This is a genomic window from Candidatus Baltobacteraceae bacterium (assembly GCA_035502855.1).
GTDB lineage: Bacteria > Vulcanimicrobiota > Vulcanimicrobiia > Vulcanimicrobiales > Vulcanimicrobiaceae > Aquilonibacter.
On record DATJTX010000003.1, the window covers coordinates 1 to 20,709 of the forward strand.

Annotated in this window: 17 protein-coding genes and 2 rRNA genes; 11 read left to right on the forward strand and 8 right to left on the reverse strand. The window is 63.7% G+C overall.

The window, feature by feature from the left end; all coding sequences use genetic code 11:
- Together VMF11_00455 and rrf are read left to right on the forward strand one after the other, a co-directional pair.
- Positions 1–969, forward strand: a 23S ribosomal RNA gene (locus VMF11_00455); the annotation flags it as partial.
- A 188-nt stretch (positions 970–1,157) separates the two neighbouring features.
- Positions 1,158–1,274, forward strand: a 5S ribosomal RNA gene (rrf, locus tag VMF11_00460).
- 74 nt (positions 1,275–1,348) lie between these two features.
- Here rrf and pfp read toward each other — a convergent pair.
- Positions 1,349–2,593, reverse strand: coding sequence for a diphosphate--fructose-6-phosphate 1-phosphotransferase (gene pfp, locus VMF11_00465; protein ID HTU68763.1), 1,245 nt, complete (start codon positions 2,591–2,593; stop codon positions 1,349–1,351).
- 22 nt (positions 2,594–2,615) lie between these two features.
- On the opposite strand from pfp, the gene VMF11_00470 reads away from it, so the two are divergent.
- Complete coding sequence (locus VMF11_00470; GenBank protein ID HTU68764.1) at positions 2,616–3,080, forward strand: HAD-IA family hydrolase; 465 nt, start codon at positions 2,616–2,618, stop codon at positions 3,078–3,080.
- Here VMF11_00470 and VMF11_00475 read toward each other — a convergent pair whose 3' ends face one another.
- A complete protein-coding gene (locus VMF11_00475; GenBank protein ID HTU68765.1) occupies positions 3,081–3,503 on the reverse strand; it encodes a VOC family protein in 423 nt (140 codons plus the stop codon).
- A 12-nt stretch (positions 3,504–3,515) separates the two neighbouring features.
- Positions 3,516–5,087, reverse strand: a complete 1,572-nt coding sequence (gene pckA, locus VMF11_00480; protein HTU68766.1) for a phosphoenolpyruvate carboxykinase (ATP) — start codon at positions 5,085–5,087, stop codon at positions 3,516–3,518.
- A gap of 79 nt (positions 5,088–5,166) precedes the next feature.
- Here pckA and VMF11_00485 point away from each other — a divergent pair, with 79 nt between their 5' ends.
- The 3 genes from VMF11_00485 to VMF11_00495 are packed head-to-tail and all read left to right on the forward strand — an operon-like array spanning position 5,167 to position 6,987.
- Positions 5,167–6,336 carry a P1 family peptidase gene (locus VMF11_00485; GenBank protein ID HTU68767.1) on the forward strand — a complete coding sequence of 390 codons (1,170 nt, stop codon included), beginning with the start codon at positions 5,167–5,169 and terminating at the stop codon, positions 6,334–6,336.
- On the forward strand, positions 6,333–6,827 hold the full coding sequence (locus VMF11_00490) for a GNAT family N-acetyltransferase (protein ID HTU68768.1): 495 nt from the start codon (positions 6,333–6,335) through the stop codon (positions 6,825–6,827). The genes VMF11_00485 and VMF11_00490 overlap by 4 nt, the downstream gene beginning before the upstream one ends.
- A 16-nt stretch (positions 6,828–6,843) precedes the next feature.
- Positions 6,844–6,987: a hypothetical protein gene (locus VMF11_00495; protein HTU68769.1), complete on the forward strand. Its 144-nt coding sequence runs from the start codon at positions 6,844–6,846 to the stop codon at positions 6,985–6,987.
- A gap of 49 nt (positions 6,988–7,036) precedes the next feature.
- Here the strand turns inward: VMF11_00495 and VMF11_00500 are convergent, their stop codons facing one another.
- Positions 7,037–8,722 (reverse strand): aldehyde dehydrogenase family protein, encoded by a 1,686-nt coding sequence (locus VMF11_00500; GenBank protein HTU68770.1) that lies wholly within the window; start codon positions 8,720–8,722, stop codon positions 7,037–7,039.
- A 179-nt stretch (positions 8,723–8,901) separates the two neighbouring features.
- On the opposite strand from VMF11_00500, the gene VMF11_00505 reads away from it, so the two are divergent.
- From VMF11_00505 to VMF11_00515, 3 genes are all read left to right on the forward strand, one after another.
- Positions 8,902–10,287 carry a tetratricopeptide repeat protein gene (locus tag VMF11_00505; GenBank protein HTU68771.1) on the forward strand — a complete coding sequence of 462 codons (1,386 nt, stop codon included), beginning with the start codon at positions 8,902–8,904 and terminating at the stop codon, positions 10,285–10,287.
- Positions 10,288–10,566 carry a hypothetical protein gene (locus VMF11_00510; GenBank protein HTU68772.1) on the forward strand — a complete coding sequence of 93 codons (279 nt, stop codon included), beginning with the start codon at positions 10,288–10,290 and terminating at the stop codon, positions 10,564–10,566. It begins immediately after the preceding gene.
- 149 nt (positions 10,567–10,715) lie between these two features.
- Complete coding sequence (locus tag VMF11_00515; protein ID HTU68773.1) at positions 10,716–10,997, forward strand: hypothetical protein; 282 nt, start codon at positions 10,716–10,718, stop codon at positions 10,995–10,997.
- Here the strand turns inward: VMF11_00515 and VMF11_00520 are convergent.
- The 4 genes from VMF11_00520 to VMF11_00535 form a co-directional block, all read right to left on the reverse strand.
- Positions 10,994–11,944, reverse strand: a complete 951-nt coding sequence (locus VMF11_00520; GenBank protein HTU68774.1) for a CoB--CoM heterodisulfide reductase iron-sulfur subunit B family protein — start codon at positions 11,942–11,944, stop codon at positions 10,994–10,996. The two genes, VMF11_00515 and VMF11_00520, sit on opposite strands and share 4 nt — an antisense overlap.
- Positions 11,944–12,945: a succinate dehydrogenase/fumarate reductase iron-sulfur subunit gene (locus tag VMF11_00525; protein ID HTU68775.1), complete on the reverse strand. Its 1,002-nt coding sequence runs from the start codon at positions 12,943–12,945 to the stop codon at positions 11,944–11,946. The genes VMF11_00520 and VMF11_00525 overlap by 1 nt, the downstream gene beginning before the upstream one ends.
- A 2-nt stretch (positions 12,946–12,947) precedes the next feature.
- A complete protein-coding gene (locus tag VMF11_00530) occupies positions 12,948–14,633 on the reverse strand; it encodes an FAD-dependent oxidoreductase (GenBank protein HTU68776.1) in 1,686 nt (561 codons plus the stop codon).
- A gap of 76 nt (positions 14,634–14,709) precedes the next feature.
- Positions 14,710–15,840, reverse strand: a complete 1,131-nt coding sequence (locus VMF11_00535) for a GGDEF domain-containing protein (GenBank protein HTU68777.1) — start codon at positions 15,838–15,840, stop codon at positions 14,710–14,712.
- A gap of 53 nt (positions 15,841–15,893) precedes the next feature.
- On the opposite strand from VMF11_00535, the gene VMF11_00540 reads away from it, so the two are divergent.
- Both VMF11_00540 and hisD read left to right on the forward strand, forming a co-directional pair.
- The gene (locus VMF11_00540) at positions 15,894–19,349 is read left to right on the forward strand and encodes a DNA polymerase III subunit alpha (protein HTU68778.1); all 3,456 of its coding nucleotides are present in this window, start codon (positions 15,894–15,896) and stop codon (positions 19,347–19,349) included.
- Positions 19,339–20,631 (forward strand): histidinol dehydrogenase, encoded by a 1,293-nt coding sequence (gene hisD / locus VMF11_00545; GenBank protein HTU68779.1) that lies wholly within the window; start codon positions 19,339–19,341, stop codon positions 20,629–20,631. Before VMF11_00540 ends, hisD begins: the two co-directional genes overlap by 11 nt.
- Positions 20,632–20,709 lie beyond the last annotated feature (78 nt).

Here is a 20,709-nt window from a genome sequence, read left to right on the forward strand (position 1 = left end):
AGCGAAATTCCTTGTCGGGTAAGTTCCGACCTGCACGAATGGCGTAACGACTTGAACGCTGTCTCAACGAGGGGCTCGGTGAAATTGCAGTCTCGGTGAAGATGCCGAGTACCCGCGGCTAGACGGAAAGACCCCGTGAACCTTTACTACAACTTGGTATTGGGGTTCGATCCATTTCGCTCAGGATAGGTGGGAGGCTTGGAAGCGTCGGCTGCGGCTGGCGTGGAGCCAACCTTGAGATACCACCCTTGGTGTATTGGATCTCTAACGGTGCGCCCTGAATCGGGGCACCGGACAGTGACAGGTGGGTAGTTTGACTGGGGCGGTCGCCTCCCAAAATGTAACGGAGGCGCGCAAAGGTTCCCTCAGCACGGTCGGAAATCGTGCGTAGAGTGTAAAGGCAGCAAGGGAGCTTGACTGCGAGACCGACAGGTCGAGCAGGTGCGAAAGCAGGCCTTAGTGATCCGGCGGTAGCAAGTGGAAGCGCCGTCGCTCAACGGACAAAAGGTACTCCGGGGATAACAGGCTTATCGGGCCCAAGAGTCCACATCGACGGCCCGGTTTGGCACCTCGATGTCGGCTCGTCGCATCCTGGGGCTGAAGTAGGTCCCAAGGGTTGGGCTGTTCGCCCATTAAAGCGGTACGCGATCTGGGTTCAGAACGTCGTGAGACAGTTCGGTCCCTATCCGCTGTGGGCGTAGGAAGTTTGAGGGGCGTGGACTCTAGTACGAGAGGACCGAGTCGAACGAACCGCTGGTGAACCGGTTGTCCCGCCAGGGGCATAGCCGGGTAGCTATGTTCGGATCAGATAAACGCTGAAAGCATATAAGCGTGAAACTGACCCCAAGATGAGACTTCAATCCCGTAAGGGTGAAGAGTCGTGGTAGACCACCACGTTGATAGGCCGGGGGTGGAAGCACCGTAAGGTGTGAAGCTGACCGGTACTAATCGCTCGGATATTTTTAACTACGCTTACGCCTTCATAGTTGGCACCTGGAAGTTCTTCTCTGTACAGCTTTGGGCCCAAACCGCTAGCGCGGTTTGGGTACCCGAATTTCCCACCCGCGATCGACTGGAGCTCCGGCTCGTCATCGCGGATGGGGATCCAGTTTGGGACCCCCAAACGACCCACGTCGTTTGGGAAACCCCAACAAGTTTCTGGCGTCCATAGCGGCGGGGTCCCACCCGTTCCCATCCCGAACACGGCAGTTAAGCCCGCCAGCGCCAATGATAGTCGGGCCGCAGGGCCCCTCGAAAGTAGGTCGACGCCAGATTATAGACACGATGAGCCCGCGATAGAAATTTCGCGGGCTCTCGTCGTCCTCGGGCCCGCACACCCTGGCCGTCTTCACATCGGGATGCTAGCTCGTCCGAATTGCTCGGCAAACGCCCGCTCGTCGAGATTCGTTTGCGCGGCGAGCTGCGCGACGTGGGGTGGCTCGAGATCGCGCTTGTCCAGGCGCACCATATAGTCGCGCGCGACGGCGAACGCCTCGGCGTGCACGTCGACCAGGCGCGTGCGGATGCGCCCCGTCGCCGGATCGAGCAAACTCTCCAGCGAGACCGGTTGCACGCGACCCCCGGAGAGCGCGATCAATGCGCCGCTGCCGCCGCCCAGCAGGTAGCGAACGGCGCCGTATCCGAGCGTGCGCGTGTAGTCGATGTCGAAGGCCACCGGTTTTGCGCAGCGCAGTTCGTAACCGATATCCTTGGTGAGCACGGTTGCCTCGATGCCGAGGCGGGTAAGGCGTTCGCGCACGCGATCGCGCAGCAATGCGCCGATCGGCACATCGGCCAGGCGCACGTGGCCGTACGCGTCGCGCGCGACGTTTTCCAGTGCCTTGAGCGTGTCGGCGGAAACACGCTCGACGATGCCCTCGGCCACGACCGCGACGCCGTAATCGCGTCCTTGCGCGCGGCGTTTCACGATCGCGCCGGCCAGCAGGTCAACGACCGACTCGAGGTCGAGCGTACCACCGGGAAACTCTTCCGGGATCACCGCCAATGTTGCGCCGGCCGCGTTGGCCATGCCGAGCGCGAGCGCGCCGGATTTGCGTCCCATGCTCACGACGATGTACCAGCGAACGGTCGTGCGCGCGTCTTCCAGGAGACTTTCGATGATCTGCGCCCCGACCGATCGCGCGGTTTCGAATCCGAACGTCGGCGCATTGTCGGGAAGGGGCAAATCGTTGTCGATCGTCTTGGGAACCGTCGCGACGCCGATGCGCCCTTTGGTGTGCTCGGCGATGCGTGCGGCGCCGAAGGTCGTGTCATCGCCCCCGATGCAGATCAAGTAGCGCACGCCGAGCACGTCGAGCGAGTGCACCGTGCGATCGAGGGATGCGGCGTCCTTGGCCGGGTTGGTGCGCGAGGTGCGCAAGAACGAACCGCCGCTGCCTTGAATCCGGGTCGCGTCGTCAATCGTCATCACGGTGGTCTTTACCGGCGAGCCGTCGACGAGGTCGCGATAGCCGTCGTAGATACCGATCACGCGCAGCCCCGCGTTGATCGCTTCGATCGTCGCGGACGCAATGACGCCGTTGATGCCGGGTGCGGGACCACCGCCCACGAGAATTGCGAGAGTATCGCTCATGCGCGGAGAATGCACGCTACCCATGGAGCTTTCCTACGCGGCGATCTGCTTCGATCTGTTCGGGACGCTGATCTCCGACGAAGGATCGGCGATCGCCGGAGCGCGCGAGACGCTGGCGGGACTTGGAGCGGCGCGTTGGGCGATCGTGACGTCGATGCCCCGGCGCGCGGCCGCTGCCGTGATTACGCGCGCCGGACTGCTCGTGCCGCCGGTGCTGGTGAGCGCCGACGACGTGCTGCACGGAAAGCCCTCACCCGACCCTTACCGGCTCGCAGCCGAGCGCCTGGCGATCGAACCTTCATCGGCGCTAGCCGTCGAGGATTCATCCTCCGGCGTCGATTCCGCGCGCGCCGCCGGAATGGACGCGCTTTTCATCCTGCGCGGGCGCTCCGCGAGCGCATGTTCGCGCGCCGACTATTACGTCGACCGTTTCGCGCAGCTCACCGTATCGGTCGATCCAAGCGGCGCGTGCCGCGTGGCATTTTGATCAGACTTCGCGGCCGATCAGTTCGAGTTTGGTTCCGGCCGGGTCCTCGAAGAAGACCGCGGGATAGGTTTCCATCTCCTCGCTGAGCTCGATTCCGGCTGCACCGATGCGGCGCAGCACGGCGATCAGCTCGTCGAGCCGCTCGTAGGCGACGCGAAACGCGATGCGGGTGTCGTTGTTGCGGTGAAGCGGGTTCTCGATTACGCCGAAGAAGCGGCGCGGCTTGGTGGGGTGCGCAGCCTCATAATATTCGATCGCGTTGTACGCGTCGAATTCGCGGTGCCATTCGCCGTCAGGATCGACGTAGGCGTAGCGCTTTTCGGTCAGGCCGACCTCCGGCATCAAATCGTCGTAAAACGCCTCGACTGCCGCGAGCGAGCGCACGCGGCAGTCGATGTGATCGAACCCGTAGAATTCGTGCACGCGCGCGAGGATTCACTTGGCGGCGGGCTTGATCGCGACCGCGTTAACCGCCGGGGATGCGTGTGCTTCGAATCGTTTGAAGTTGTCGTAGAAGAGCTGCGCGAGTTTGCGCGCCTGCTCGTCGTATCCGTTTTTGTCCGGCCAAGCATTGCGCGGGTTGAGGACCTCGGCCGGAATCCCCGGAACGCTCTTGGGAATCTTCAGACCGAAGAACGGCTCGGTTTCAAATTCGCCCTGGATGCGTTTTTCGATCGCGGCGTTGACCATGGCGCGCGTGTGCGCGATCGACATCCGCTTGCCCACGCCGTACTTGCCGCCCGTCCAGCCCGTGTTCACGAGCCAGCAGTCCACTTCGTGGCGATCGATGCGCTCGCCGAGTAATTTCGCGTAGACCGTGGGGTGATGGACCATGAACGGCGCTCCGAAGCAGGTCGAGAACGTAGCCGTCGGTTCAGTCACGCCGCGCTCGGTGCCGGCAACTTTGGCGGTGTAGCCGGAGAGGAAATGATACATCGCCTGATCCCGGCTGAGTTTGGAGATCGGCGGAAGCACGCCGAATGCGTCGGCGGTGAGCATGATGATCGTCTTGGGATGGCCGCCCATGCTGCCGGGCACGATGTTCGGAATGTATTCGAGCGGATACGCGGAGCGCGTATTCTCGGTCTTGGCTTCGGAGTCGACGTCGAGTTCGCGCGTGCGATCGTCGTACACGACGTTTTCGATCACCGTGGAGAAGCGGTGGGTCGCCGCCCAAATCTCGGGCTCGGCCGTAGCCGAGAGGCGAATCACCTTGGCATAGCAGCCGCCTTCGAAATTGAACACGCCGTCATTCGACCAGCCGTGCTCGTCGTCGCCGATCAGCGGCCGGTGCGGATCCGAGGAGAGCGTCGTTTTACCGGTTCCCGAAAGGCCGAAGTAGATCGCGACGTCACCGCTCGCGCCGGCGTTCGCCGAGCTGTGCATCGGCAGCGTCTCACGGAGCGGCAAGAGATAATTCATCACGGTGAAGATCGATTTCTTGATCTCGCCGGCGTACTTCGTGCCGCCGATCAGGATCATGCGCCGTGCGAAGTTCACCAAAATGAAAGTGGAACTCGGCACACCGTCGCGCCCGGGATCGGCCTGAAATTGCGCCGCGTCGATCACCGTGAATTCCGGAACGAATCCGGGCACGGGCGTTTCAGGTGTAATGAACATATGATGCGCAAAAAGATTGTGCCACGCGAACTCGGTGTAGACGCGAATCGGCACGCGGTAGCGCTCGTCCGCTCCGACGTAGCAATCCAGCGCGTAGACGTCGCGCTCGGAGAAATACGCTTCGACCTTGTCGAGCAAGGCGTCGAAGACGCCGGCGTCGATCGGACGGTTGGTGTCGCCCCAATCGATATGTCTTTCGCTCGAGGGCTCTTTGACGAACGCCTTGTCTTTCGGGGAGCGTCCGGTGTGCGGGCGCGTATCGACGATGAACTGCCCATCGCGGCCCAGCACGCCTTCGCCGCGGCGCAGCGCGTGTTCGATGAGCTGCGGCGGGGTGAGATTCTCCCACAGATTGGCGGCTTTGAGTTTGTCCGGAACGGTAAGCATTTAACCTACTTTTTGAGGTGCGCAGGCCGCGCCTGCACGGAGTTCAAAGGAGAGGGCCATGCCAAAGCGTTTTCCCCTAGTGCTATGCGCTTCTATCGCCGCGGGCTCGATCATCGTTGCCTTGGCCTGCGGGGGCCGCGCCGTAGCCGTTTTGCCCTTCCACTTTGGATTCTTCCCCTCCGGGCCGCTGGACGCGATAACTGATGTCGCAGGCGTCCGGGTTGCCAATCTCACGCTGATCCGGGGCCAGGACATCCGGACGGGGGCGACGGCCGTTCTCCCCAACGCCGATCCGTGGGACCGCAAGGTGGCCGCAGCGTTCCTGAGCTTCAACGGGAACGGCGAAATGACCGGAACGCACTGGATCGAGGCCGCCGGTTATCTCGAGGAACCGATCGTGCTCACCGACACCCTGGATATCGGCCGGGCCGACGACGGCGTCGTGGATTGGGTGATCGAGCACCACCCGCAGGTCGGGATCACGGACGACGTCCCGCTGCCGGTCGTGGCGGAGTGCGACGACCAGTTGCTTACCGACATTCAGCGGCGTCCGGTCGGGCCCGGCGACGTCCGGGCGCTGCTCGACGCCGCCGTGCCGGGCCAGTTCGCGCGCGGCAGCGTCGGCGCGGGAACGGGGATGCGGGCCTTCGGCTTCAAGGCGGGCATCGGCTCGGCATCGCGCGTGCTGCCGGCGAGTCTGGGCGGCTATCGCGTCGGCGTGCTGGTGAACGACAACACCGGCAGTTTGCGCGATGCGCTCACGATCGTCGGCGTTCCGGTCGGCGAGCGGCTCAAGAGCGAATACCGGACGGTCTATCCCAAACGCGTCTCGGCGGCCTCGCTGCACGGGCGGGCGGCGAGCGGCAGCATCATCATCGTCGTCGCGACCGATGCGCCGCTGGACAGCCGCGAAATCCGCGCGCTCTTGTTGCGAGCGGGCCTGGGCATGGGGCGGACGGGCCTGACCTCAGATGTCGGAAGCGGCGATCTGTTCGTCGGTTTTTCGACGACCGAGGTGTTTCAACGCACCGGCAATTTCGAGGTCAGCGCACCGGTGAAGCGCATCGTCGAAGACGACGACGTGCTCAACGCGCTTTACAGCGCGACCGCCGAGGCGACGCAGGCGGCGATCTACGACGCGCTTTTCGAGGCAAAGACGATGACCGGTCGCGGCGGCGCGACCGTATACGGACTCCCGGTCGAGCGCGTGCTGCGGATGTTGCGGAGTGCGGGCGCCATCGGTCAGTGAGCTATATCGAGACCGAGCGGTTGATCCTGCGCACCTGGATGCCGGGCGATGCACCGGCACTTTATGCGATCGCGCAGAAGCCTGAAGTCGCGCGTTATCTGATCACACAGAAGCCCACGATGGAACAGGTGCAGGCGTGGATTGCGCGAGAGACGGGTTTGCAAGAGCGCGACGGGTTTTCATGCTGGCCTGTCGTGCGCAAGAGCGACGGCGCGCTGATCGGACGCTGCGGCCCGCGCAAGATGCCCGAAGGCTACGTCGAGATCGCTTGGGTCTTCGACTCGGCAGTGTGGCGCCAGGGGTACGCCCAGGAGGCCGCATCGGCGGTTATCGAGTATTGCCTGCGCTCTCGGCAGCTGTCCGCCGTTTACGCGCTGATCAACCCCGACAACGCGGCGTCGATCGCGTTAGCGTATCGCTTGGGCATGCGGTTCGACCGGGTCGTTCGCGCGTACAAGCGCGATCTGTTACGCTATGAGCGTCATGCGTAAGAAGAAGCGGCGGAAGATGAAACTCGTGCCGCGGTTGTGGCCGCCGACGAATCTGCGTCCGGCCGGGGCGCACGAAACGCTCACCCGCTACAACCGCAAACGCAAGAAGCGCGAGCTGCGCGACGAGCTCGCAACGGAAATCGATCGCGACACGGATTAATGTGGGACGATTCCGCGTCGCGTGAGCTACTTGGTCGACTCGACGCCTCCTAAGCGCGCATAGCGAGCATCGCGACTTTGGCTGCGTTCAGCGGCGTCTGACGCATCTCGAAATCGACCAGCGCTTCGCCGATCTTATCGGCGAGCCGATTGCTAATGAACCACGGCGGCTTGGGCATCAGCGTTCCACCATAGCCGGCAAAGCTGCGCGGGAACGGTGCAAAGGGTGCCCAGACGACGCTCTTCTCGGCGCGGTCGAAGAGGTACGCGTTGTGCACGACGCCGATGCCGCTGCCCACGTCGCTCATCGTATGGCCGGGATAGGCACCCCACGTCGTCTCGGTGAGCAGGAAGCCCACGCCGGTCCAAGCGTTGACCGCTACGCAGCCATAGCGAAGACCCGCCACCGCGGCATCCAGATCACCTGCGTGCTCGTGCAGGGTCTTCGGATGCACCACCAGATTGGCGCCCAGCGTTCCCCATAGCCGGTCGTTGGCAAATGAGACGGCATCGCGCAAGAACGCCGCCGTATCGCCGGGCAGGGTCGTGACGGCGAGCACGCTCGCGAACGCCTCGATCTCGAAATTCGGATCGGCTGCGCCGGCATCGCCTATCCGAACCAGCGTGCGCGGCGTGAAGCCTTCGCCGCTGCGCCCGTAGGGCTCGGCGTCGTGTCCCGCGGCTAAGCGCAGGCAGCGATCGGCCGCGCCCGGATAATAGGCCGGACGATCGAACGCATCGCGCATCACTGCTTCGATCTGCGTTATCAGACGCGGCGTGCCGTCCCAATCGCGCGGCAGCACGAGCACCTGTGCGGCGATGCAGTTGAACCCGTCGTTGTGGAGCTTCTGGGTGACGATTTGCTCGGCTTGAAAACGAAAGTCGGCCGCGCTCCACGGCCCGGGCACGACGATCGTCGGGCTGACGTTGCCCAGTTCGGCGGTGATCGGTTTGTTCGCGCCGCCCGCGACGATCGCATTGAACGTGCGATCGCTGCCGGTGACGTGAATCTCGTCGACGAGCGGATGCGAGGTGAGCAACTTGCCGACCTCGGCGTCACCGTATGCGAATCGCAAAAACCCGCCTTCGACGAGTGGGCGCAGCGCGTCCTCGAAGACCGGCCCGAGATAGTCATTGATCGGGTTCATCTTGAGGATGCAAACTGCGCCGTCGGCGATCAATTTGTACAGCACGTCGAGCGGCGCAATCGCGGAGATGTTGCCGGCGCCGAGCACCAGCGCGACGCGGGGCTGCGGCGCGGATTGCTTGTACCACACGGCTGCCGTGGACGCGAGATTCTCGCGCGTCACGCCCGGCTGCATCCAGACCTGTGCGTGAACTCCCGAGAGCAGCACGTAGTCGTAGAGGCCGTTCGGGAAGACGTCGACAGCGAGACGACCATCGGGCCGCTCATGCACGCGGCCGGCGGGAACGTACGGTGATCCGTCACGCGCGATCGCACGCAGGGTGCGAATGTAGCGGTTGAGCGCATAGAGCACCGCCCAGGGTCCGCTCACCCATTCTTCGCCCGCGAGGGGCGTATTCGCGATGCCCTTTGCCTGTGCGCCGGCTTGCGCCCAACGCGCCGCCTGACCATAGACGGACTCACGAACCCGCTCGAGGAGATCGGCTTTGGCCGAGACGCGCAACGCGACCCACCGCTTTGCGCCTTCGCGAAGTTCGCTCAGCGACCGGTCAATTTCGGTTGGCGTCGCCGGGTGGACGAGCGTGCTCACTCGTTCGCCGAGACCATCCATTGGATGCCGAACCGGTCGGTCAATTGACCGAACAACCCGGTCCCGTGGAAAAGGATGTATGGCTCGAGCTGCATGGCCGGGCTCCTCCGTCGGGCGGGAAGGAAGCCTTGGCGATCCGCGCGCACCACCCTTTCGCTGTGCTTCCCTCATTCGCGAATATGCGCGATCTGCGCGATATCGACGAACGGCTCCAGCAAAATCCCGGCAATCCGGAGCTGCTCTTTGCGCGCGCCTGCATCCTCGATCAGCTCGGGCGCAACGACGAGGCGCGCGACGCCTACATCGAAGTGATCAAGCGCAACGGATCCCACGTCGCCGCGCTCGGGAATCTGGGGACGCTGCTGTACAACGCCGGCTATCGCAGCGCTGCGCGCCTGACGTACGCCGAAGCCCTCAAGCACGATCCGAGCGACCTTCGCTCGCTGGCAAACCTCGGCAACGCATTGCTGGAATCGGGCGATTTGCCCGAGGCACGGCAGCTCTACGAGCGCGCGATCGCGCTCGACCCTGCTTTTTCACCCGCGCATCAAGGGCTCAGTCACGTCCTCGGACGGCTTGGCGAACATGAGGCGGCAGAAGAACACCGGCAGGCGGGATTTGCGGCGATGCCGGTTGTCGTGAGCGCGTTTCGCGGCGCAGGAGCGCCGGTCTCGGTCTTGCTCCTCTGCTCGGCGTATCGCGGGAACGTACCGACCGACGTTCCGTTCGACGATCGCACCTTCATGGTGGTCAAACTCTTCACCGACTACTACGAAGCCGACTTGCCGCTGCCGCCGCACGACGTGATCTTCAACGGGATCGGCGATGCGGATCTTTGTGAAGGCTCGCTCCTCTCCGCGCACGCGTTGCTGCAGGCGCACGGCGCGACGGCGATCAATCCGCCGGAACTGGTGCGCGAAACCGGGCGCGTGCAGGTCGCGCAGCGCCTGCGCAACATCGACGGTCTGATCGTGCCCCATATCGAGGCCGTCGGACGCGACGAGCTCGCGCGGGTCGAACGGTATCCGGTGCTGGTGCGAGCGCCGGGATATCATGCCGGCGAATTCTTCGAACTCGCGCGCGATCGGAGCGAACTGGAATCTGTTGCGGCGGCCCTCCCGGGCGAACGCCTCCTGACGATCGAGCTGCTCGACGCGCGCGGCGCCGACGGAGCTTACCGCAAATATCGTGTGCTCTCGATCGGCGGCCGGCTCTATCCGGTGCATCTTGCGAGGTCGACGCACTGGAAGGTGCACTATTTTTCGGCGGATCTGGCGCGCACGCCCGAGGCCGTCGCAGAAGAAGAAGCGTTTCTGCGTAACATGCGGACCGCGATCGGCGAGCGCGCGATGCGCGCGATCGAAACCGCGGCGCAGCGAATCGGTCTCGAGTACTTCGGCATCGACTTCGGGCTCGACGCGCGGGGGAACGTGCTCTTCTTTGAAGCGAACGCCACGATGCGCGCGGTGGTGCCGGTGCGCGACGATCCCAACGAGGCGCGCCGCGCCGCCGCGCTGGCGGCGAATGCAGCGATCCGGGAATTGGTTCTATCGAAGCAGGCGTAGGTGACCGGTCGCGTAGATGCGGATCTGCGAATCGAAGCGGTGGTCCTTCCCGTCGATCCCGCGTATCCGCGAACGCACCGCGTAGTCGATGCTACCGTCGTGGTGATTGTGCGAAACCCCGATCACGTGCATGAGGGGATGTCCGTTCCGGAGTTCGAGGCGCTTGTGGGTTACCAAAAAGTGGGCGAGGCGCTCGTGCATCTCGCGGGAAACGTGCGGTTCGTGGTGGGCGTGGGCCGGCCTCGGCTTGGGCTCGTCGACGCTCGCCGGTTTGGATGAAGCCTTACCCTTGAACCATGACATTGCCGCTTCCTCATTGGCCTGCCGGAGCCCGGTACCGTTCTCGTGTCGATCAAATCTACGTTAAGGCCGGGCGATCTTTACCGGCTCGAAACCGCTGGTCACCGTACGCATCCGATAATACTAACGTGAGTACCTGGTTTTCGAAGCAGTCCGCCGCCCCGGCCCAGCCGCCCGTGCATCCGTCGCTCAATCTCGAGCACGCGATCGGAATTTTGCTGTGCAAGCACGGGCGGCTGGTGCAGCGCACCGGGCGTCACCTCATGCACTTCAGCGCGAGCACGCGGCACCCCGACGGAAGCGTCGACTACATCGTGCGCACGCGCGTGCACAGCGAGCACGGGATGGAGCGCAACTACGAGTCGCACGTCCGCGTTTTCGCCGACCGCCGGCTCAAATTGATTCGCTAGCTGATCAGCTCGCGTTCCACCATGATCGCTCGCGGATCGATCAGGTGTTTGTTGAGCCCGAGCTTCTCCGCCGGCACGCCGAGCGCAAACGCGACCAACTGCGGGAGATGAAACGTCGGCAGATCGGTCCGGCCCCAGCGTGCCGCCGAATCTTGCTGATATCCATCGAGCGCCAAATGGCAGAGCGGGCACGGCGTGATCACGGCTTCTGCGCCATGGTCCTTGGCAATGCGCATGTTTTGACCGACCATGTCGGCGGCGGTGCCCTCTTTCTCGAGCTGAATGTGGAAGCCGCAGCAGCGCGTCTTGCCGGCGTAGTCGACCGGCTCGCCGCCGATCGCCGCGATCACGTCCTCGAGCGAGTGCGGATTGCGCGCCGACTCCCAGCCGTTCACGCTCTCGGGCCGGATGATGTGGCAGCCGTAGAAGGGCGCCACTTTGAGCCCGTTGAGCGGACGCACGACCATTTCGCGAAGGCAATCGAGGCCGATGTCGTCGATCAGCAGCCAGAGCAGATGGCGCACCATCACGTTGCCCTGGTATTTGGCGCCGAACTTGCCGAGAATCGCGTTGGCCTGTGCCATGCGCTCTTCGCTCTCGAGCAGTTCCTTGTTGGCGGCGCGCATGTGGCCGGTGCAGGTGGAGCAGATCGTGATCACGTCGTCGAGGCCGAGCGCCTCGGCCTGAGCGTAGGTGCGCGCGTTGAGCACGCGCGCGACGTCGCGGTTGACGTCGTTGACGACGGAGGCGCCGCAGCACGATGCCGCGGTGAGCTCGACCAATTCGATGCCGAGTTTGTCCGCCAGCAGCATCGTCGAGTTGAAGAGTTCTTTGCACGACTCTTTGGCCACGCATCCTGGGAAGAATCCGTAGCGGCGCGTTTCACGCGAACGCGAGGCCTTGTGCGAGTCGATCGCCTTTTCTTCGGGCAATAGCGTTGCAGACATCAGCTAACCGGAACCTCCAAGGACTCGAAAATAGTACGGACTTCGTCGACTTTCGGAATCGGCTTGATCGAAGGAACGCCCAACATGGGAGCGGTTCCCCCAACCGCCATCTCGACCGGCGTCAGCTTGCCGCGCGCGACCATTCGCAGCGCCAACGGCGTGACTTTGAGCAGACCGCGGACGTTGAAGCGCCCGACGGTGCCGAGGATCACCTCGGTCTCGGCCAGCATGCCGGTTTGCTTGATCGTCTTGGAGACGACGAGCGCGTGGCGGGGGCCGCTCTCGTTCATCAGCACGCGGTCCTTGATCGAGGCGCGTTTGACGTCGATGATGCGATCGTTCGGATCGACGTGTTTGGGGCAGTACGAGCACGCGTAGCAGTGCGCGCAGAGCCAAAGATAATCTTCAGAAATCTGCGCGATGCGATCGGCACGCTTGGCATCGCGGACGTCTTCGATGAAGCGGTAGGCGTAGGCGATTGCGGCCGGTCCGGCAAAGGCGGGGTCGACGCTGACCACCGGACACAGCGCGTAACACGTCGCGCACATGATGCAGTTGGCGACGGCGACCAGTTTTTTCATGTCGTCGGGCGAGACGCGGCGCTCGCGCGGATGATCTTCGTCGCGATCGGCCGGCTGCAAGTACGGTTTTAGCCGTGCGTACTTGTCCCAGAACGGGTCCATATGCACGACCATGTCCTTCATCGGCTGGAAATTCGGCATCGGGTCGACCGAAATCGTCCCGTCGGCCTTGATCACGTCCTTGCAGTTGGTCTTGCAGGCAAGCCCGGTGATGCCGTTGATGTTCATCGAGCACGAGCCGCAGATCGCGGAACGGCACGAGCGGCGGAAGCTGATCGATCCGTCGACCTCCGCCTTGGCGGTTTCGAGCGCGTCGAGCACGGTCGTGGTTTCCGGAACCTCGACCTCGACGAGATCGCGGTGGGGAACCGTGTCGACGGCCTCGTCGAAGCGAAAGAGATCGAGCTTTACCTTAGCCATGACTAATACGTTCTCACTTCGGGAGCGAACTTGGTGATGGTGACGCCGCGCGAATAGTCCAGCCGCGGCGAGCCGTCCGGTTGCCGCCACGCCAGCGTGTGTTTCATCCAGTTCGCATCGTCGCGCTCAGGATAATCGGTGCGTGCCTGGGCGCCGCGTGATTCTTTGCGTTCGAACGCACCCTTCGCCAGCGCATACGCGGCGTCGATCAGGAAGTCGGTTTCGAACGTCGAGACGAGGTCGGTGTTGAACGTTTTGGATTTGTCCATTACGTAGACGCCGGCATCGAATTCTTTGCGCACGCGATCCATGTCTTGGACCGCCTTGGCCAGACCCTTCTCGTCGCGGAAGATGAACGCGTTTTCGCTCATCGTCTCGTTCATCGCGCGGCGCAGTTTCGGCGCGCGCGTGCCGCCCTTGCTCCCCAGGAGCGCGGCCACGCGATCTTGCTCGGCCCGCAGCGTGCGGTCCGAGGGCTTCCCGTCGCCGACCTTCTTGATGTAGTCGACGGCGTGCTTGGCGGAACGCGAGCCGAAGACGATCGTTTCGAGCAGCGAATTGCCGCCCAGCCGGTTCGCGCCGTGGACGCTCACGCACGCGCACTCGCCGGCGGCGTACACGCCGGGGACGCGCGTCGCGCCGAATTTGTCGGTCTCGATGCCGCCCATGAAGTAGTGGGCGCCGGGGAGAATCGGAATCGGTTCGTTCACGGCGTCCTTGCCGGTCGCGTCGAGCGCGAGCTCGCGAATCTGGGGGAGACGTTCGAGAATTTTCTCGCGGCCGAGGTGGCGCATGTCGAGCAGCACGCAGCCGTCGATGCCGCGTCCCTCCAGGATCTCGGTCCACTCGGCACGTGATACCACGTCGCGCGAGGCGAGTTCCCCTTTGTTCGGCGCGTACTTGAACATGAAGCGTTCGCCCTGCGCGTTGAGCAGATAGGCGCCCTCGCCGCGCGCGCCTTCGGTCATCAGCACGCCGTTCTCTTTGAGCGTCGTCGGATGGAATTGCATGAATTCCATGTCCATCAGCGGGATGCCGGCTTTGTAGCAGATGCCCATGCCGTCCGCCGTCGAGGCGTAGCCGTTGGTCGTCTTCAAGAACATGCGGCCGGCGCCGCCGGTCGCGAAAATCGTGGCCTTCGCGACGATATGCTCGAGATCGCCGTTGCGCATGTTATAGGCGATCACGCCGGTGCCGACGCCGCCGTCGATCGCGAGCGCGGTGCAGAAATATTCTTCGTAGACCTTCACGCCGAAACGCTCGAGCTGTTCCCACAACGTGTGCAGGATCACCAGGCCCGTCACGTCGGCCGAGTAGCACGTACGCGGAGAGCCGGCGCCGCCGAACGGGCGCTGGGCGATGCGGCCGTCGGGAAGGCGCGAGAAGATGCAGCCGCGGTGCTCGAGCCAAATGATTTGATTGGGCGCGTCCTCGCACATCGCGGCGATGGCGTCTTGATCGCCCAGATAATCGGAGCCTTTGACGGTGTCGAAGGTGTGGGCATCGGGGGAATCATCTTCGCGATTTCCAAGGGCGGCGTTGATGCCGCCTTGGGCAGCCCCCGAGTGCGAGCGGACGGGATGCATTTTTGAGACGATGGCGACGTCGGCTCCGCCCTCCGCGGCTTCCACCGCAGCGCGCATGCCGGCGAGGCCGCCGCCGATGACGACGACGTCGTGCTTGATCATTGCTTCTTTATACTATCCGCTTTTTGGGCTGCAGCCACGACTATTATCGAGGGGAAGCCGCACGAGGCGCCCCGCCCTAGGCGCTGGCGTCCGCCTGGCCGCCCTCGCCTTTGTTCCGGTTATAGAAGCGGAACTGGTTCTTTCCAGCCTGCTTGGCCTGGTAGAGGGCTTCGTCGGCAGCGAAAAAGAGCGTCTGACCGTCGATGCCGTCGTTGGGAAACATCGCGACGCCGATCGAGGTGGCCAGGCCGTTGCGGCGGAGGGCCGACATGATCCGCTCCACGCCGCGGCCCGTCTGGTCGCGATCGCTCTGGGCCATGATCAGCACGAACTCATCGCCCGCATACCGGGCGATGATATCGCCTTTGCGGGCGTTCTTTTTGAGGACCTGGGCAAAGCGCTTGAGGGCAAGATCGCCCAGCGAATGACCGCCCGAGTCGTTGATCTTTTTCAGGTCGTCGAGGTCGCAGATCACGAACGCGAACGGCGTGTCGTAGCGCTCGGAGGTGTGGAGCTCGCGCTCGAGCAGCTCGGTGAGCGCGCGCCGGTTGGGAATGCCGGTCAGCGAATCGGTATTGGCAAGGCGCTGAGTCTCTTCCAGCAGCCGGCGCGTCTCCTCGTAGAGACGCGCGTTCTCGACGGCGATAGCCGCCTGCGAGGCGAAGTCGAGCAGAACTCGCAGTTGGTTTTCGGTGATCTCGTTGCCGGGCGGATCGTCGGCGTAGAGCATGCCCCGCACGACGTCGCGTGCAACCAGCGGCGCGATGCAGTATGAACCGCGCGAATCCTCGAGCGGTGCATCGTCGTCATCGGCGGTGCCGTAGGCGAGCTGCAGCTTTCCTTGCGAAACGTCGGCCAGCGTCGAGTCGGCGCGAAAACCGCGGGGGTCGAGCGCGTGATTGACCGTGCCGTTTTCGTCGCATTCGAGGCGGCGAACGATGGCGTCGTCGTCGATCACGTCGAAGAGCACGACACGCTTGAATTTCAGGGCTTCGACCACACCGCGCAGAACCATCGAGAGGATGTCGTTGATCTCGAGCGTGGAGTTGATGGTGGAAAAGACCTGTTGCAGAACGAAGAGTTCGGCGTTCTGTTGTGCGTATTCGTCCCGTTCGGCTTCCAAAATGGCAATGCGACCGCGCAGCCGTTCGATCTCTTGGAGGAGTTCGACGGCTTCTGCGGAGCCGGCGGACAGGTTGGCGCCCATCGTTTAAGGTAACGTCTAGCTTTCGAGTATTCTTTAGGTCAGGCTTGTAAGACTTGAGACAGTTCGTACATCTTCACGTTCACTCCGAGTATTCGTTGCTGGACGGGGCTTGCCGGGTCGACCGGCTCTGCCGGAGGACCGCCGAGGACGGGGCGCCCGCCGTCGCCCTTACGGACCACGGCGTGATGTATGGGGCGATGGAATTCTACTACGCCGCCCGGGACACCAGCTTGACCCCCATAATCGGCTGCGAAGCCTATATCGCCCCCCGGGGACGTTTCGACCGGACCGTCCGGGAGGAGGCTCACGTCACGCTTCTGGCGGCCGACCTGATCGGGTACCGGAATCTCACCGCCTTGATCTCCAAAGGCTTTCTGGAAGGGTACTACTACAAGCCCCGAATCGACTTGGACCTCTTGGCCAAGCACCACGACGGCTTGATCGTGCTCTCGGGGTGCATGTCCGGCCTGGTAGCCGCACCGCTGCTCAAAAACGACTACGCGACCGCACTGCGCAACGCCAAGACCTACGTCGACATCTTCGGCGACCGCTTCTACATCGAGGTCATGCGCCACGGCATGCCCGAGGAGGAAGCGATCAATACCGGGCTGGTCAAGGTCGCGCGTGAACTTTCCGTGCCCATCGTCGCGACCAACGACTCGCACTATCTCGACCAGCGCGATGCGCCCGCGCACGACGTGCTGCTCTGCATCGGTACCGGAAAAACGGTTTCCGACACGAGCCGGATGAAATTCTATTCGGATCAGTTCTACGTCAAGTCCGCCGAAGAGATGTACGAGCTGTGGAGCGATCTTCCCGAGGCGTGTGAGAATACGGTGAAGATCGCGGGGCGCGTCGACATCAAGATTCCCGAGAAGATCTTCCACCTGCCGCAGTATCCGGTGCCGGAGGAGCCGGCACAGCCAGAGCGCACCGCGGAATCGTACTTGCGCGAAATTTGCGAGGCGGGCTTGGCCGATCGCTACGGCGCGCAGCGCGCCGCGACCGACGAAGCATTGCGCGAACGCTTGGATTACGAACTCGACGTCATCAACACGATGGGCTTCGCGTCGTACTTTCTGATCGTCTGGGATTTCATCAAATACGCGCGCGATCACGATATTCCGGTCGGTCCCGGTCGCGGTTCAGCCGTCGGTTCGTTGGCGTCCTACTGTTTGAAAATCACCGATCTCGATCCGCTCAAGTTCAATCTATTCTTCGAGCGCTTCCTCAATCCGGATCGCATCTCGATGCCGGATATCGACACCGATTTTTGCGTCGAGCGCCGCGACGAAGTGATCGCCTACGTGACCGAAAAGTACGGCAAGGATCGCGTTGCGCAGATCGTGACGTTCGGCACGATGGCGGCGCGTGCGGCGGTGCGCGACGCGGGACGCGCGCTCGGCGTTCCGCTGCCCGACGTCGATCGGGTCGCGAAGATGATCCCGTCGGGGCCGGGCGGCCTCTCGATCGAGCAGGCGCTCGAGCAAATTCCCGAGCTGAAGATGGTCGCCGCCGGGAGTCCCCAGATCCGCAAGCTGCTGGACACCGCCAAAGACATCGAGGGTCTGGCGCGCAACGCGGGCACGCACGCGGCGGGCGTGGTGATCTCGGCGGGTCCGCTGGTCGAGTACGCCCCGCTGGTGCGCTTCAACGACGGCGGCGTGAACACGCAATTCGACATGGAATGGGTCGAGAAGATCGGGCTGCTCAAGATGGATTTCTTGGGTTTGCGGAACCTCACCGTGATGAACCGCGCTGCCGAGGAGATCCGCCGCACCGTCGACGGCACTTTCGATCTCGCGAAGATCCGCGACGACGACAAAAAAACCTACGACATGCTCAGCCGTGGGGAAACGATGGGCGTGTTCCAGGTCGAGTCCGAGGGCATGACTCGCGTGTGCATCGAGTTGAAGCCCTCGCGCTTCGAAGACATCATCGCGCTCGTCGCGCTCTATCGTCCCGGGCCGATGGAGTGGATTCCGCAATATATCGCCAACAAGCACGGCCGGAGCAAGCAAAAGTCTCTGCATCCGAAGCTCGAGCCGATCCTTGCGGAGACCTACTCGGTCCCCTGCTACCAAGAGCAGATCATGCAGATTGCGCGCGACGTCGCGGGCTTTTCGATGAGCGAGGCCGACGAGCTGCGCAAGGTGATGGGGAAGAAGCAAAAAGACAAGGTCCCCGTCTATCGCAAAATGTTCATCGAGGGCGCAAAGAGCACGTCCGGCGTCGACGACAAACTGGCCGAGCAGATCTTCGCGTTCATCGAACCGTTCGCCGGCTACGGTTTCAACAAGTCGCACGCGGCGGCATACGGCTGGATCACCTATCAAACCGCGTACCTCAAGGCGAATCACCCGCTACAATATCTGTGCGCGCTGATGACGTCGGTGAAAGACAAGACCGACAAATTGGTCGAGTATATCGAAGAGGCGAAGAAGATCGGGATCACCGTGCTGCCGCCCGACATCAACGAGTCGCTGACCGACTTCGCGGTCGTCGGCGATCACATTCGCTTCGGGCTGGCCGCGGTGAAAGGCGTCGGCGAGGGCGCGGTGCGCAGCATCATCGAGTCGCGTGAGCGCGACGGAAAGTTTACCGACCTTTTCGATTTGGCCAAACGCGTCGATTCCAAGCAGGTGAATCGCCGGGTCTTCGAAGCGCTGATCAAATGCGGTGCGCTCGACGCGCTTCCGGGGAACCGCGCGCAAAAGCTGGGCGCGCTCGACGGCGCGCTCGATCTCGCGGCCCATGCAACGCGCGAGAAGGAACTCGGTCAATTTTCGCTTTTCGGTGATGCCGCCGAGCACGCGCCCGCGCTGGTTCCGGTCCTGCCGCCGCTTCCGGCGCCGAGCCCGCGCGAGACGCTTGCGTGGGAGAAAGAAACGCTCGGCATCTTCGTTTCGGGTCACCCGCTCGCGGGTCTGGCCGATGCCCTGGCCCGCACGGGCGCGATGCCGGTCAAGGATCTGCGCGAGGTGGAAGACGACGGGTTCGTCACCGTCGCGGGCATGGTGACCTCGGTGCGGCGCACGCTCACCAAGGCCGGTCAGCAAATGCTGATCGCGCAGCTCGAAGACACGAGCGGATCGTGCGACGTCATCGTGTTCTCGAAGTTGTATCCGGCGGTTCAGAACATGTTCGTCGAGGACGAGATTCTGGTCGTCAAAGGACGGCTGCGGCTGCGCGAGCGTCCGGGCGCGGCGCCGGGAGAGGAAGGGCCGGTGGATCTTTCGGTCAGCGCCAACGACGTGGCGCCGTTCGAGATGCCCGCGCGCGTGACGCTGCCCCCGTTGGACGTGCGCGAATGGCACGTGCACGTCGGTTCGCGCGACCAGATCGATCGGTTGGCGGCGCTCGTCGACGAGTGGCCGGGCCAGGTGCCGGTCGTGATGCACGCGCGCGGAAAAACGCAGCGGCTCGCGCGCACGATCGCCGCCGATCATCAGCTTCGCAGCGAGCTCGAGCGCATCTTTGGGCGCGGGAACGTGAGGAATGACGCTTAGCGTCATCCCGTGCGCCGAACGGGCGCGAGCGGTGGGGATGCGCCGCGACGGCTGGGCACCCTCGCCCGAGCTGGTGAGCTCGGTGGCCGAAATCATCGTGGCCGTGCGGGTTCGCGGCGACGGCGCGCTGGTCGACTTCACCCGCCGCTACGACGACGCGAACTACGATCTCTCGAAGCTGCGGGTGCCGATTCCGATGCATGACGGCGCGCGAGCGCTCGTGCCGCCGGAGATCGCCGAGGCGCTGCACTTGGCCAAAGAGCGCATCGGGCGCTTTCACGAACGGCAGCGCCCGGCCGATCTGGCCTACGTGGACGAGGACGGAACCCGCTACAGCCTGCGCTATCGCGCGCTGGACGCGGTGGCGGCGTACGTGCACGGGGGCCGCGTTGCCGCCGCATCGGCGGTGCTGATGAGTGCCGTGCCCGCCAAAATCGCCGGCGTTTCGCGGACGATCGTGCTCTGTCCGCCGCGCCCGGGCGGCGTCGTGCACCCGGCGGTGCTCTACGCCTGCAGCCTCTGCGAGGTCGACGAGCTCTACGCGGTCGGCGGTGCGCACGCGATCGCTGCTGCGGCGTACGGCACCGATTCGATCGCGCGCGTCAACAAGATCGTGGGCTGGGGCGGCGCGATCGTGAGCGAAGCGAAGCGCCAGATCTACGGTGTGTGCGGCATCGACGGTCTTTCCGGACCGCCGGAGGTGCTCGTGGTTGCCGATGACGGCGCGAGCAGCGAGTACGTCGCGGGTGAGCTGCTCGCGCAAGCCGAGCGTGACATGTTTGCGCGCGTCGCGGTCCTTTCGGAATCTCGCCCGCTGCTCGAAGCGGTCGCGCAGCTGCTCGATACTTTCGACGTGCGCACACTCCCGCACGGCGAGACGCTCGCGCACGTCATCGACGGCGCATGCTCCTTGCTGCACGCGCAAAACCGCGCGGAACTCTTCGATACGATCGAAGCGATCGCGCCCGAGCGCCTCGCCTTACAAGTGCGTGATCCCGAACCGTATCTCGCCCGCGTGCGCCACGTCGGAACCGTGCTGGTTGGCGACATGACGCCGCTCGCGTCGGGCGACTATCTCGCCGGAACCAATAACGTGTTGCCGCCCTCGGGCATGGCGCGCTTCGCGTCGGGCTTACGGCTGGACGACTTTTTGCGCAGCTTCAGCGTGGTGGAGAACTCGCGCGAGCGCATGCTCGCCGACGCCCTGCCGCTGGCGGCACTGTGCGAATTCGAAGATTTGCCGCATCACGCGCAAACGGCGAGGATGCGCAGCGGCGCATGATCCTTCGAGGCTCACTGCGTTCGCACCTCAGGATGACGTATACGGAATGATCGTTCGAGGCTCACTGCGTTCGCACCT